At 65.3% G+C, this 12,321-nt stretch carries 15 protein-coding genes; all 15 read right to left on the bottom strand.

Annotated elements, in window-relative coordinates; genetic code table 11:
* Positions 1-189 precede the first annotated feature (189 nt).
* Positions 190-459, bottom strand: coding sequence for an HPr family phosphocarrier protein (locus tag B1C78_RS02800; RefSeq protein WP_077277624.1), 270 nt, complete (start codon positions 457-459; stop codon positions 190-192).
* Positions 459-854, bottom strand: a complete 396-nt coding sequence (locus tag B1C78_RS02795) for a PTS sugar transporter subunit IIA (RefSeq protein WP_077277623.1) — start codon at positions 852-854, stop codon at positions 459-461. Before B1C78_RS02795 ends, B1C78_RS02800 begins: the two co-directional genes overlap by 1 nt.
* Positions 855-880: 26 nt before the next feature.
* The gene (gene rapZ / locus B1C78_RS02790) at positions 881-1,741 is read right to left on the bottom strand and encodes an RNase adapter RapZ (RefSeq protein WP_077277622.1); all 861 of its coding nucleotides are present in this window, start codon (positions 1,739-1,741) and stop codon (positions 881-883) included.
* Positions 1,738-2,688: an HPr(Ser) kinase/phosphatase gene (gene hprK, locus B1C78_RS02785; RefSeq protein WP_077277621.1), complete on the bottom strand. Its 951-nt coding sequence runs from the start codon at positions 2,686-2,688 to the stop codon at positions 1,738-1,740. Before hprK ends, rapZ begins: the two co-directional genes overlap by 4 nt.
* Before the next feature lie 297 nt (positions 2,689-2,985).
* Positions 2,986-3,453 (bottom strand): PTS sugar transporter subunit IIA, encoded by a 468-nt coding sequence (locus B1C78_RS02780; protein WP_077277620.1) that lies wholly within the window; start codon positions 3,451-3,453, stop codon positions 2,986-2,988.
* A gap of 9 nt (positions 3,454-3,462) precedes the next feature.
* The gene (gene hpf, locus B1C78_RS02775; protein WP_077277619.1) at positions 3,463-3,786 is read right to left on the bottom strand and encodes a ribosome hibernation-promoting factor, HPF/YfiA family; all 324 of its coding nucleotides are present in this window, start codon (positions 3,784-3,786) and stop codon (positions 3,463-3,465) included.
* 53 nt (positions 3,787-3,839) lie between these two features.
* Complete coding sequence (locus B1C78_RS02770) at positions 3,840-5,339, bottom strand: RNA polymerase factor sigma-54 (protein WP_175628216.1); 1,500 nt, start codon at positions 5,337-5,339, stop codon at positions 3,840-3,842.
* Between the two features lie 189 nt (positions 5,340-5,528).
* Entirely contained in the window at positions 5,529-6,254 is a 726-nt protein-coding gene (gene lptB / locus B1C78_RS02765) for an LPS export ABC transporter ATP-binding protein (RefSeq protein ID WP_077277618.1), read from the bottom strand.
* Positions 6,251-6,790: a lipopolysaccharide transport periplasmic protein LptA gene (lptA, locus tag B1C78_RS02760; protein WP_077277617.1), complete on the bottom strand. Its 540-nt coding sequence runs from the start codon at positions 6,788-6,790 to the stop codon at positions 6,251-6,253. Before lptA ends, lptB begins: the two co-directional genes overlap by 4 nt.
* Positions 6,762-7,322: an LPS export ABC transporter periplasmic protein LptC gene (gene lptC, locus B1C78_RS02755; RefSeq protein WP_077277616.1), complete on the bottom strand. Its 561-nt coding sequence runs from the start codon at positions 7,320-7,322 to the stop codon at positions 6,762-6,764. Before lptC ends, lptA begins: the two co-directional genes overlap by 29 nt.
* Positions 7,319-7,846, bottom strand: coding sequence for a KdsC family phosphatase (locus B1C78_RS02750; RefSeq protein ID WP_077277615.1), 528 nt, complete (start codon positions 7,844-7,846; stop codon positions 7,319-7,321). The genes lptC and B1C78_RS02750 overlap by 4 nt, the downstream gene beginning before the upstream one ends.
* Before the next feature lie 125 nt (positions 7,847-7,971).
* Positions 7,972-8,949, bottom strand: coding sequence for a KpsF/GutQ family sugar-phosphate isomerase (locus tag B1C78_RS02745; RefSeq protein ID WP_077277614.1), 978 nt, complete (start codon positions 8,947-8,949; stop codon positions 7,972-7,974).
* A gap of 100 nt (positions 8,950-9,049) precedes the next feature.
* The gene (locus tag B1C78_RS02740; RefSeq protein ID WP_077277613.1) at positions 9,050-10,018 is read right to left on the bottom strand and encodes a calcium/sodium antiporter; all 969 of its coding nucleotides are present in this window, start codon (positions 10,016-10,018) and stop codon (positions 9,050-9,052) included.
* Positions 10,019-10,101: 83 nt separating this feature from the next.
* A complete protein-coding gene (locus B1C78_RS02735; RefSeq protein WP_077277612.1) occupies positions 10,102-11,058 on the bottom strand; it encodes an NAD-dependent epimerase/dehydratase family protein in 957 nt (318 codons plus the stop codon).
* Positions 11,059-11,066: 8 nt separating this feature from the next.
* Positions 11,067-12,155: an LLM class flavin-dependent oxidoreductase gene (locus tag B1C78_RS02730; protein WP_077277611.1), complete on the bottom strand. Its 1,089-nt coding sequence runs from the start codon at positions 12,153-12,155 to the stop codon at positions 11,067-11,069.
* Positions 12,156-12,321 lie beyond the last annotated feature (166 nt).

The raw sequence follows: 12,321 nt of genomic DNA, 5'->3' as shown, positions 1-12,321 counted from the left end.
ATGCAACATTGGGGCTAGACAGGCCCAGAGGCCGCAAGCATCGCGATAGGCCGGCGGCGGAGGTACAAACCGTCGCCGCGGCATTTCCCCCAGACATGCCGATTTATGCCACTCATTCAGAAGGTTGCACGAAGCCGCCGGCCGCCTTGGTGAAATATGCGGGTTAAAGCTTAGGCGGGGTGCCCCTGATCATTCGGCTTCGCCGAAGCGGGATTCGATCAGGTCGGTCAGCGCGTCCATGGCCGATTCCTCGTCCTCGCCGTCGATCAGCAGTCGCACCGTGGAGCCGCGGCTTGCGGCCAGCATCATGACACCCATGATGCTCTTGCCGTTCACGCGGCGATTCCCCTTTTCCAGTTCGATCTCGCTGTCATAGCGGGAGGCCAGGCTGACGAATCTGGCGGCTGCCCGGGCATGCATGCCCAGGCGGTTGATGATGGTCAGTTCACGCTGGATCATCAGCATTCCGTCTCGCACAGCACGATGCCGTCGTGACCTCCGCTGATTGCCTTGTTGACCAGTTCGTGCAGGCGCAGCTGTGGATAGTTGAGCACCCGCACCAGCATGGGCAGATTGATCTCTGCGATCACCTGGGTTTTCGGATAATGAAGCAGTCGCGTGGCGATGTTGCTTGGTGTGGACCCGTACATGTCGGTGAGCACGAGCACCCCGTCGCCAACGTCCAGCTTGCGGTGATACTCGGTGGCCAGGGCGAGGAGATCGTCAGGGTCGCCGGATTGGGAAACGGGCAGCCAGGCCGTTTCCAGCGGCAGTCGTCCCAGCATGGATCTGGCCGTGCTGAGCAGGTCCTCGCCGATGCGGTTGTGGGTGATGATCAGAAGGCCGACTGCCATGATGGAATTACCGTGTTCGTTCGGGTTCAGCTCAGTTCACGGTGGCGCGTGCTCACGTCCGTGCCGCGGCTTTCCCGGAAATGGCGGGCCAGGCGCTCGGTCAGGTATACCGAGCGATGCTGGCCACCCGTGCATCCCAAGGAGACCGTCAGGTAGCTGCGATGTTCCCGCTCGAACCAGGGAATCCAGTGCGCCAGAAAATCCCGCAGGCTCTCGAACATGCGATCCACCACCTCGTACTGGGCCAGGAAGGACACCACGGCCTCGTCCTGCCCCGTGAGATTGCGCAGCATCGGCTCCCAGTAAGGGTTGGGCAGACAGCGTACATCGAACACGAAATCAGAGTCCACCGGGGCGCCGTGCTTGAACCCGAACGACTGAAACAGCAGGGATAGGCCCTGGTCGCCGGCCTGTTCCACACGGTCGCGGATGAGGTGGGTGAGCTGATGCACGTTGGTGCGGGTGGTGTCCACCGTGAGGTCCGCCCGCACCGCGATGCGTGACAGGAGGCTGCGCTCCAGGCTGATGGCCTCCATCAGGGGTACACCCCGCCGGGCGAGCGGGTGTTTGCGGCGGGTCTCGCTGAAGCGGCGTAGCAGGACCTCCTCGTCGGCGCGCAGGAAGATGATCTGCAGGTTCACCCCGAGGCCGCGGATCTCCTCGATGATCTCGCCGAAGTGGTCCAGTTCCTCGATGCCGGAGCGGGCGTCGATGCCCACCGCCGCGGTCTCGTAGAGCGGCATCTTGGGCGTCATCAGCTGGCGGACGAAAGCGGTCAGCAGCCCCAAGTGAAGATTGTCGACACAGTAGTAGCCTGCGTCCTCCAGCGCGTGCAGGGCCACCGTCTTGCCGGAACCCGACAGGCCGCTGACGATGATCAGCCTCATAGGTCGTCGTCCTCCTGCATGGCCCGGCGCTGGCGGGCCGCCAGATCCTCCCCGGCATAATAGCCCTTGAGGCGCAGCAGGTGATTGCGCACCGCGGCTTCCACCATCACGGCCAGGTTGCGGCCCGGTGCCACCGGCAGGCTGATGACGGGGATCTCCAGTCCGAGGATAACCCGTGTCTGCCGCCCGCCGTGCAGGCGGTCCGTCTCCTGCTCCTCCGGGTGTCCCAGGTCGAACAGGCGCACGATGAGCCGCAGGTACTTGCTCTCCTTGATGGCGCTGTCCCCGTACATGGAGCGGATGTTGAGCACGCCCAGGCCGCGCACTTCCAGGAAATCCTGCAGCACGGGCGGACAGGTGCCGCGCAGGATGTCGGGGGTGATGCGCGCGAACTCCGGCGCATCGTCAGCGATCAGGCGGTGACCGCGGCTGATCAGCTCCAGCGCCAGCTCGCTCTTGCCCACGCTGCTGTTGCCGGTGAGCAGGGCCCCGATGCCCATGACCTCCATGAAGACACCGTGCAGCGTGATGGTCTCGGCCAGCTTGTTGCTGAAGAAGTAGCGCAGGATGTTGATGAGCTCGTAGCTGGGTAGGGGCGTACGCAGCAGCGGGATGTCGCTCTTTTCCGCCTGCGCCTGCAGGCTGACGGGCGGCTCTTCGCCGTCGGCGATGATCAGCAGCACCGATTGCCCGCTGGTGAGCTGTTCGATGACGTCGCGCTGGGAGTTCTTGCGCAGGTTGGTCAGGTAGGTCACCTCGTCCCGGCCCAGGACCTGGATCTGGTTGGGATGGATGAGGTTGAGGTGCCCTACCAGGGAGATCGGTCCCTCCACCTGGGTGTGCCGGGCAAGCCGGCGTTCACAGCCCCCGTAGCCCGCGACCCACTTCAGGCCAAGGCGTGCATCCATGGCGTCGACCAGGCTGCGCACGGTGAGCGACTCGGTCATGACTGCTGCGCCGCGCGCCTCCGTCGTGTCGATACGCCTGGGTAAAGCCGCGTCACGAGATGACCACGGGCCGGGGCGCGGTGCCCGATACCGCGCGAGGCATCCGCCTGGAATGCCCTATCAGGATGTTGAAAAAGGGCTATCCTGCCCTTTTTCAACGCGCCGCGCCCGGCGCATGTCCGTGTGCGGCTACGACGATTCGAACACTTACGTGTTTGAATCGCGAGCAAGGCATCCATGCCTCGCGATAGCAGGCTGTTTTTCAATAGCCTGCTAATGCGCAATGCCTCAACGGGCTCACTGGTCGGCATCGGTGTTCCACTGACTGACCTCGGCAAAGAGCGCCTCGCTGTCTTCGCTGACCCGGAGTCGGGCCAGTGTGGAAGGATCGGCGAACCTGCGCGCAAGGGCAGCGAGGATCTGCAGGTGTTCGTCGGTGGATTCCTGGGGCACGAGCAGGGCGAAGAGTATGTCCACAGGCTCATGGTCCGGTGCATCGTAGTCCACGCCACGGCTGAGCTTGAGCATCGCCGCGACGGCCGTGTCGATCCCCGGGACGCGGCCGTGGGGAATGGCCACCCCGTGCCCCAGCCCCGTGCTTCCCAGGCGCTCCCTCGACAGCAGACTGTTGAAGATATCCCCGGCGGCCAGCTCCGAGCGGCTCGCCGCAAGCATCTCGCTCAGCATCTCGAGCGCGCGCTTCTTGCTGCTGACCTCATCGGAACAGACGACACTGGCCGGCGTCAGAAGATCGCTGATATTCATGGGTTCGTATCATTCCCCGTGGTTGCGGTGGGACCCTTCGGCGCGGTGGTGGTCCTTGAGTTTTTCCTTGTGCTTGACCACCTGGCGATCGAGCTTGTCGACCAGCGCGTCGATGGCGGCATACATGTCCTGGTGCGAGGCGTCCGCGAACAGGCTGTTGCCGGTGACCTGCATGGTCGCTTCAGCCTTTTGCACGAGCTTTTCCACGGTGAGGATCACGTGTACGTCAATGACATTGTCGAAGTGGCGCTCCAGGCGCTCGAACTTCTCGTTGACATAGTCCCGCAGGGCCGGGGTGAGGTCCACATGATGGCCGGTCAGATTGATATGCATAAAGCACTCCTCAAGGTAGGGTGAATGGGAAAGACAGCCTGTGCGACAAGGTCTCAGATGAGCCGCTTGCGCTCGTTGGAGGGCGGAATCGCCATGGCCTCGCGGTACTTCGCCACCGTGCGCCGGGCCACATGAATGCCGCGGTCCACCAGTATGGCGGCGATCTTGCTGTCGCTCATGGGTTTGCCCGCGGGCTCCTCGGAGATCAGCTTCCGGATCATGGCCCGGATGGCGGTGGCGGAGCATTCGCCGCCATCCGCAGTGCCCACATGGCTGGAGAAAAAGTACTTGAACTCGAAGATGCCGCGCGGCGTGTGCATGTACTTCTGCGTGGTCACACGGGAGATAGTGGATTCGTGCATATCCAGCTGTTCCGCGATATCCCGGAGCACCAGGGGCTTCATGGCCTCCTCGCCGTGCTCCAGAAAGCCACGCTGCTGCTCGACGATGGCCGTGGCCACCCGCAGAAGTGTCTCATTGCGGCTCTGCAGGCTCTTGATGAACCAGCGGGCCTCCTGGAGGTGGTTGCGCATGTAGACATTGTCCTGGCTCGTGTCGGCGCGGCGCACGAAGCTGGCATACAGGGGATTGATGCGCAGTCGCGGTGCAATGTCCGGGTTGAGTTCCACCTGCCAGCGGCCCTCGTGCTTGCGCACGAAGACGTCCGGGATTACGTACTCGGGCGATTCGTTGCTGATCAGCCCGCCCGGGCGGGGATTGAGGCCCTGAATCAGGGCCACGATCTCCTGGAGTTCGCTCTCACTGACCCGCAGCGCGCGCATGAGCTGCCGGTAGTCGTGTGAACCCAGGCTCTCCAGATGATCGCGCACCAGCCGCTTCGCCTCATCCAGCCAGGGTGTGTCCGCGGGCAGCTGATGAAGCTGGATCAGCAGGCATTCCGAGAGGTCGCGCGCGCCGCTGCCCGCCGGGTCCAGCTGTTGTACCAGGTGCAGCACCGCCTCGATCTCCTCCAGCGGGAGTTCGCCGTCCATGTCGTCCGAGAGACTGGCCTGAATCGATTCCAGGGATTCGCTCAAGTAGCCGTCTTCGTTGATGGCGTCCACCAGCGACATGGCGATGGCGCGATCCTCGGCGCTCATGGGGATGAGATTGAGCTGCCACATCAGGTGCTCGCGCAGCGACTCGCCTCCGCTGCTCTGGTTCTCGAACAGGTCACGCCCGTCGGCCTCCGCCGCGCCGCCCGATCCGCTGAACGGCGTGACGTCGTAGATATCCTCCCAGTTGCTGTCCACCGGCAGTTCTTCCGGGATGTCGTCGGCGCCGGACCGTTCCTCCGCCGGCGCGGCGTCCTCGATACTCGAATGCTCGTGGCCGCCCTCGCCATTGGGGGCAGCGTCAGTCGCATCTTCCCCCGCCTCAACCTGTGCCTCCTCGCCTTCCAGCGCCTCCAGCATCGGGTTGGTCTCCAGCGCCTCCTGGATCTGGACCTGGAGTTCCAGCGTGGAGAGCTGCAACAGGCGTATAGCCTGCTGCAGCTGGGGCGTCATGGTCAGGTTCTGGCCAAGACGCAGCTGTACGGAAGGTTTCAGCATCCTGTATCAGACAATGTGCCGCGGGCGGCGTCGAGGCCGGCGGCGGGTTGCGGGGGCCGCGATGGTTCCCGTGCGTTGCGGGAGCGGGTTTGCGGGCATCGGGCGTGCGTTCATACCGCCATTATAGGGTAGCGCGCACGGGTTTTGGCACGGCATTCGCATTCCAAAAGGTAGGTGGGTACCCAAGCTTCAGAGTCGGAAATGCTCTCCCAGGTAGGATTTGCGCACCTGTGGGTCCGCCAGCAGCACGTCCGGCGTGCCGTCGGCGATGAGCCTGCCCTCGTTCATGATGTAACCCCTGTCACAGATGCCGAGGGTTTCACGCACGTTGTGATCCGTAATCAGTACGCCGATTTCCCGCTCCCTGAGGTGCGACACGATGCGCTGGATCTCGATGACGGAGATGGGATCCACACCGGCAAAGGGTTCGTCCAGCAGGATGAACGCGGGTTCGGTGGCCAGGGCCCGGGCAATCTCCACGCGGCGACGTTCGCCGCCTGACAGGCTGATGCCGAGACTGTCGCGAATATGGGTGATCTGCAATTCCTCGAGCAACGTTTCCAGCCGGTCACGGCGCCCGCCGGCGTCCAGATCGCGCCGTGTCTCCAGCACCGCCAGGATGTTGTCGGCGGCCGAGAGTTTGCGGAACACCGAGGCTTCCTGGGGCAGGTATCCGATGCCCATGCGCGCCCGCGCATGCATGGGCAGCCCCGTCAGTTCGCGATCATCCAGCGTGATGCGCCCGCCGTCGCTGGGGATGAGGCCGACGATCATGTAGAAACAGGTGGTCTTGCCGGCCCCGTTGGGCCCCAGCAGGCCCACCACTTCGCCGCTGTCCACGTGGAGGGACACGCCCGCCACCGGCGTTCGTCCTCGGTACCGCTTGACCAGATCGTGCGCTGCCAGCCGGCTCACCGGTCTTCCCGGGGTGTGATGATGACCTCTACGCGGCCGGCCTCGCCGGCCACGGCATCCAGGGTTTCGTCGTCCATGTGGTAGACGATGCGTTCGCCCCGGAACTCGTCCTCCTCCTGCCAGACGCGGGCCCTGCCGGTGAGCACCACGCGGCGTTCCTCGGCGAGGTAATCCATGTGCAGGGACTCGGCGTGGATCTCGCGCCCGTCCTCGGTCAGCGTACGCAGCGTGGCGAGATCGCCCTCGGCCTCCATGCGGGTCAGGGCGCGTCCCGGCGTATAGACGGTGAGGGTGTCGGAATGGATGACCAGCTCACCCTGCGTGAGCACCACGTTGCCCCGGTACACGCTGATGCCGCGCTGATCGTCCAGCGTGGCGGTGTCGGACTGGATGCGGATGGGTTGGTCGCGTTCGGCGGCCAGGGCCGCATGGATCCAGACGGCACCCAGCACGAACGTCAGTGCGATGGCGGCGAGACGCCCGGTGGCTCCGCCGCGGCGGGTGCGGTCAGGGGAAATACGTGCCGTCGGCGTCATGCAGCAACTCCACTACGCTGGTTTGCAGGTTGGCGCGCATGCCGGTCCCGTCCACATGGTAAAGCGAACTGCGTACCGCCACATGCTCGTCACTATGGGCCTGTCGCGTTTGCGGCCAGACGGTGACATCCCGGGTGTGGATGTCCACTTCCGGGTGGTCGGCCCCGGCCGGGCGGGCCATGTGTACCTCGCCCTGCAGATACACCTCGTCGCCGGCGGGCGACACGTGGGCCAGTTCGGAGACAACGGTCCAGTCGATGCCGTGTTCGCCGTGCAGGATCATCACCGGCGCCTGCACCTGGCTGCTGCCGTCGTGGCGGTACTGGTCCATGCGCTGTCCGGAGAGGCGGTGTCTGGGCAATCCGTCGGGCCCCGTCTCCATCGAAATGAAGTCCTCCATGAACAGTTCCGGCACCAGCGCGCCGGGCGTGAGCAGCAGCTCCAGTCGCTGCTCGGCGTCGCGGCTCAGCCAGTAGCTGACGGCGGTGACGGTGGAGACAACCAGCACCAGCGTGAGGTGTCGCAGCCTCATGTCAGGTATTGCGCCATCATGCGATCCAGATTGCCCTGGGCCTGCATGATGAACTCGCAGACCTCGCGGGCAGCGCCCCGGCCCCCGGGCAGGGCCGTGACCCAGTGGGCCTGCTGGCGCACCACTGGGTGGGCATCGGCCACCGCAATGGCCAGCCCCACCCGGCGCATGACCGGCAGATCCACCACGTCATCGCCCACGAACGCGGTGGCCGCTTCGTTCACGCCCGCCTGGTCCAGGAGACCGCCCAGGGCATCGAGCTTGTCGCGCCGGCCCTGGATCACCAGATCGATGCCCAGATCGCGCATGCGATGAGTGACCACGTCGGATGTGCGGCCCGTGAGTATGCCCACCTGCACGCCGCTTTCCACCAGCATGCGCATACCGTGCCCGTCCTTGGAGTTGAACGCCTTGTACTGCTCGCCGCCATCACCCAGGAACAGGCTCCCGTCCGTGAGCACCCCGTCCACGTCAAACAGGACAAGACGGATGGCTTTCGCGGCTTCGATCGGGTCTGTGGTCATGGATGCATTGGTGCTGGTTTGAGAGGACGGTGATGAGAGGCAAGAGACAAGATACAAGAGGCAAGTAAAACCCGGATAGTCCTTCACTTGCCTCTTGTATCTTGCATCTTGTATCTGTTCCGTTCTTACACCACGCCGGCCCGAAGCAGGTCGTGCATGTTCAGCGCGCCGACGAGAGTGTCGCTGTCATCCACCACGGGCAATGCGCTGATCTTGTGATCTTCCATGAGTTTGAGGGCCTCCACGGCCAGCATGCCCGGCGCAGCCTGCTTGAAGGTGCGGGTCATCACCTCGCCGATGGTGGTGGCGTGAACGTCGATGCCCCGATCCAGGGTGCGGCGCAGGTCGCCGTCGGTATACACGCCAATGACGTGATCGCGCTCGTCCACCACCGCCGTCATGCCAAGCCCCTGGCGCGTGATTTCCAGCAGTGCCTCGCGCAACGGCGCCTCGGCCCGCACCCTGGGAATGCGCTCGCCCGTGTGCATGATGTCGGCCACGTGCAGCAGCAGCCGGCGACCCAGCCGTCCGCCCGGGTGGGACCGGGCGAAATCATCCGCCGTGAATCCCCTGGCCTCCAGCAGGGCGACCGCCAGGGCATCGCCCATGGCCAGCGTGGCCGTCGTGCTGGACGTGGGGGCCAGCCCCAGCGGGCAGGCCTCCCTGGCCACACTGATGTCCAGACTCACCGTGGCCTCGCGGGCCAGCGTGGACTGTCGGTTGCCGGTCATGGCAATGAGCGGCACGCCAAGGCGGCGGATGATCGGCAGAATGGTGAGCAGCTCGTCCGTTTCTCCGGAGTTGGACAGGGCGAGTACCACATCGCCCGACGTGATCATGCCGAGGTCCCCGTGGCTCGCCTCGCCCGGGTGTACGAAGAAGGCAGGGGAGCCTGTGCTGGCCAGGGTGGCCGCGATCTTGCTCCCGACATGCCCGGATTTTCCCATGCCCGTCACCACGATCCGGCTGGTACAGGCCAGCAGATACTCGCAGGCGCGCATGAAGTGTTCGTCAATGCGTTCCCTGAGATCCAGGATCGCCTGCGCCTCCGTGTCGAGCACGGCAAGGGCGAGTTCGCGGGTCTGGTCAGGGTGCAATTTCATAAAAGGCAGGTACAAGGTGACAGGGAAAAGGTACAAGGGAAAAGGACTGGTTTCGGGATATTACCCTTGTCCCTTGTACCTTTTCCCTTGTACCTGAAGTTCACATACTGTATCCCAACCACACCAGATAGCCCACAAAGCACATCAGCAGCAGCGCCCCGCCCGGGCGTCCGATGCGGCCGGGGCGCCTGAGCCTGAAGGCCATGACCAGGAAGAGCAACGTCAGGCCTGCCATGACCGGGAAGTCGCGGGTCAGCACCTCGGGAGGGAACGCGGCCGGATAGAGCAGGCCCGGAAAGGCCAGCACGCCCAGGAGATTGAAGATGTTCGAGCCGACCACGTTGCCGATGGCGATGTCCGGCTCCCCGTGCCGGGCTGCCACCAGGGACGCCGCCAGTTCCGGCAGGCTGGTGCCGATGGCGATGACCGTCAGGCCGATGATCAGGTCGCTGACGCCAAGGACCTCCGCGACGTTGACCGCGCCCCATACAAGGACCCGGGCGCTGAGCAGCAGCAGCACCAGCCCCAGCACGAGCCAGGCCAGCGCACGCGGCGTGGGCACTTCCCTGGGGATCTCCGCATCGAACTCCGCGCCCATGGGGTCGGTGGCATCGCTGCGCCCGCGCAACCCGGTGTGAATGATCCAGGCCATGACACCGGCCAGGGCCAGGAGGAGGAGGGCGCCGTCCAGACGTCCCAGGTGCCCGTCCCATAGCAGCAACCCGGCAAACGCCATGACCGCCAGCAGCAGCGGCATCTCGCGGCGCAGGATGCGCGAACTCACCATCAACGGCGAGATCAGCGCCGTGATCCCCAGGATCAGCGCGATGTTGGCGATGTTGGAGCCCACGGCGTTGCCCACCGCCAGCCCCGGATTGCCCTGGGCGGCGGCAAAGGCCGACACCAGCAGCTCCGGTGCCGAGGTGCCGAAACCCACCACGGTGAGCCCGATCACCAGCGGCGCCACACCCAGGTTGCGCGACAGCGCCGCCGCCCCATAGATGAAGCGGTCCGCGCTCCAGATGAGCACGGCAAAACCGAAGATGACGGCGGCGAGGGGCAGCAGCATAGCTGAAGGATGAAGGTTGAAGGATGAAGGTTGAAAGGGGCCGATTGTAACGGTTGTGCAGGCCGATTGGGTTTCCCCGGGCATCATTCATCCTTCATCCTTCCACCTTCATCCTTCGGCGCGATACACGCCAGTGTGTCGCGCCGCGGCGTCCACCCCAGTTCCTCCCGGGCCCGCCGGGTGTCCAGCACCAGGCTGTGGCGCAGGCCGCGGACCCAGCCGGGTTCGCCGGCCTCCGGTGTCAGCCACCAGGCCATGCGCTGGGCTGCGGCCAGCCAGGAGAGGGGCACAGGCACGGTGAAGCGGCGGTGGCTCCGGATCATGTCCCTGAGGCTCATGGGCGGATCGGTGGCCAGGTTGAAGGCCCCGCGTGCCGCGCTGCGCAGGCTCATGACGATGGCGTCGGCCACGTCCTCTTCCCAGACGCACTGGGTCAGCGGCAGGGGTTTGCGCAAGAATGGCACCAGGGGCTGGCGCACCAGCCTTTCGAGCACCGGATGGGCATGGGGGCCCAGGATGGCGTGGGGTCGCAGCCGGATCACGTGGAGATGGGGATGGCGGGTCTCCAGGGTCTCCAGCCAGGTTTCCACCGCCGCCTTGTCCTCGCCGTAGGCAAAGCCCGGCAGCGGGCGAAGGAGGGTGTCCTCGGGGACCGGGGCGGGGAGGTCCGGCCACGTGCCGTAGACCGCGGCGCTGGAAACAAACACGAGACGCGGCACACCGGCTTGCGCGGCGGCTGTGAACACATGCCGGCTGCCGCCCACGTTGATCCTGCGGACGGCTTCGCGGTCGTGGCGGGTTCGGCCCAGCCCGCCACCCATGAGTACAAAGGCCATGTGAATCAGGGCGTCGGCCTGTTCCAGTTGCTCCGCGCAGGCGGGATCGCGGATGTCCGCCTGGACATGCACCAGGCGGGGGTCCGAGAAGGGCAGGGGGCGGATGTCCACGCCGTGCACCGCACTGATCTGCGGATCCGCCAGCAGGCGTGGCAGCAGTACCCTGGCAAGGCGCCCGGCGGCGCCGGTGACGACCACCTTCATGACGGGCCTCAGTCCGATGCTGCCGCGAAGCGTGGCAGCACCTCCTGCGCAAACAGGGTCATGGATTCACGCACGATCCCGGTATCCATGGCCCCGGCCCCAAAGGCGCACAACACGTGATCCACTCCGGTCGTGGAGAGTGCCTCGAGACGCTTCGCGCAGTGTTCCGGGTCGCCCACCACCGCCATGCCCAGGGTATCCAGAAGCTTCAGGTTCACGGCCCGGTCCATGATGCCCCGGAATCGCCCCATGCGCCGGTAGTACTCGTAGGAGTCGTAGAGCTTCTCCAGCACCGGCCGTGTCTGGCCCAGCAGGCGCCGGTAGAACCACTCGAACGGTGCCTTGGCCTCGCGCCGGGCACGGGCCCCGTCCTCAAGGCACAGGATGCCCACGGTCATGGCCAGCCGGTTGTTCTGTCCGGGGGCCGGCGGGGTGTTGCCGTGGTGCGCCTGCCAGGCTGCCCGGTAACGGCGGATGTCCTCGCGCACCATGAACCAGGGCTTGAAGGGGCCCACCAGAGCGCCGACGCCCAGGCGCGCCGCCAGGTCGAAGCTCTCGGGGCTGACGGCAGCGGTCCAGAGCGGAGGGTGGGGCTGCTGCACGACCCGGGGCACCACGTCCAGGCCCTCGAAGCGGAAATGCCGCCCCCGGAAACTGAGCGGCTCCGCTCCAAAGCATCGTTTCACCACGTCCAGCGCTTCCTCGGTCAATGTGCGGCTGTCGCCCATCTCCACGCCGAAGGCGGCGTATTCGGCGGGAGAGAATCCGCGCCCGAAACCGAATTCCGCCCGCCCCTCAGAGAGGATGTCGAGCGTCGCCAGCCGCTCCGCCACCCGCACCGGATGGTGGTAGGGGAGCGGCACAATGGCGTGCCCCAGGCGCAGATTGCGCGTGCGCTGGCTCGCGGCCGCCAGGAACATCTCGGGGGCGCTGCTGTGCGAGTATTCCGGCATGAAGTGGTGCTCCACCACCCAGGCGGTGGTGAAACCCAGCGTGTCCGCCAGGGCCAGTTCCTCCAGCGTGTCGGTGAACACCTGCGCCTCGGATCGGCCGCCGAACGGTGGCACCGACAGTTCATGGAAGAGATCGCACTTCATGGGGGAGGAAGCTTGCAGGCTGGGTGGATGGGCTGCAAGCTTTGGGTGGTGGGGTGGTATTTGTCGGGTTGGCATGGGGGTATAGGGGGTTTTGGCGGCACAAAGTTAAAGTCAACGTCAAAGGCGTTTCGATCCGGCTTTCAGCCGGCCCGAGTTACTTTTCTTG

Source organism: Thioalkalivibrio denitrificans (genome assembly GCF_002000365.1).
Classification (GTDB): Bacteria; Pseudomonadota; Gammaproteobacteria; order Ectothiorhodospirales; family Ectothiorhodospiraceae; genus Thioalkalivibrio_A; species Thioalkalivibrio_A denitrificans.
This window is presented reverse-complemented; position numbering and strand designations above follow the sequence as displayed.

Excerpts from the sequence above, each read along its gene's own strand:
- B1C78_RS02800 (WP_077277624.1), bottom strand. The coding sequence starts at position 459 with ATGATCCAGCGTGAACTGACCATCATCAACCGCCTGGGCATGCATGCC.
- B1C78_RS02795 (WP_077277623.1), bottom strand. The coding sequence starts at position 854 with ATGGCAGTCGGCCTTCTGATCATCACCCACAACCGCATCGGCGAGGAC.
- rapZ (WP_077277622.1), bottom strand. The coding sequence starts at position 1,741 with ATGAGGCTGATCATCGTCAGCGGCCTGTCGGGTTCCGGCAAGACGGTG.
- hprK (WP_077277621.1), bottom strand. The coding sequence starts at position 2,688 with ATGACCGAGTCGCTCACCGTGCGCAGCCTGGTCGACGCCATGGATGCA.
- B1C78_RS02780 (WP_077277620.1), bottom strand. The coding sequence starts at position 3,453 with ATGAATATCAGCGATCTTCTGACGCCGGCCAGTGTCGTCTGTTCCGAT.
- hpf (WP_077277619.1), bottom strand. The coding sequence starts at position 3,786 with ATGCATATCAATCTGACCGGCCATCATGTGGACCTCACCCCGGCCCTG.
- B1C78_RS02770 (WP_175628216.1), bottom strand. The coding sequence starts at position 5,339 with ATGCTGAAACCTTCCGTACAGCTGCGTCTTGGCCAGAACCTGACCATG.
- lptA (WP_077277617.1), bottom strand. The coding sequence starts at position 6,790 with ATGACGCCGACGGCACGTATTTCCCCTGACCGCACCCGCCGCGGCGGA.
- lptC (WP_077277616.1), bottom strand. The coding sequence starts at position 7,322 with ATGAGGCTGCGACACCTCACGCTGGTGCTGGTTGTCTCCACCGTCACC.
- B1C78_RS02750 (WP_077277615.1), bottom strand. The coding sequence starts at position 7,846 with ATGACCACAGACCCGATCGAAGCCGCGAAAGCCATCCGTCTTGTCCTG.
- B1C78_RS02745 (WP_077277614.1), bottom strand. The coding sequence starts at position 8,949 with ATGAAATTGCACCCTGACCAGACCCGCGAACTCGCCCTTGCCGTGCTC.
- B1C78_RS02740 (WP_077277613.1), bottom strand. The coding sequence starts at position 10,018 with ATGCTGCTGCCCCTCGCCGCCGTCATCTTCGGTTTTGCCGTGCTCATC.
- B1C78_RS02735 (WP_077277612.1), bottom strand. The coding sequence starts at position 11,058 with ATGAAGGTGGTCGTCACCGGCGCCGCCGGGCGCCTTGCCAGGGTACTG.
- B1C78_RS02730 (WP_077277611.1), bottom strand. The coding sequence starts at position 12,155 with ATGAAGTGCGATCTCTTCCATGAACTGTCGGTGCCACCGTTCGGCGGC.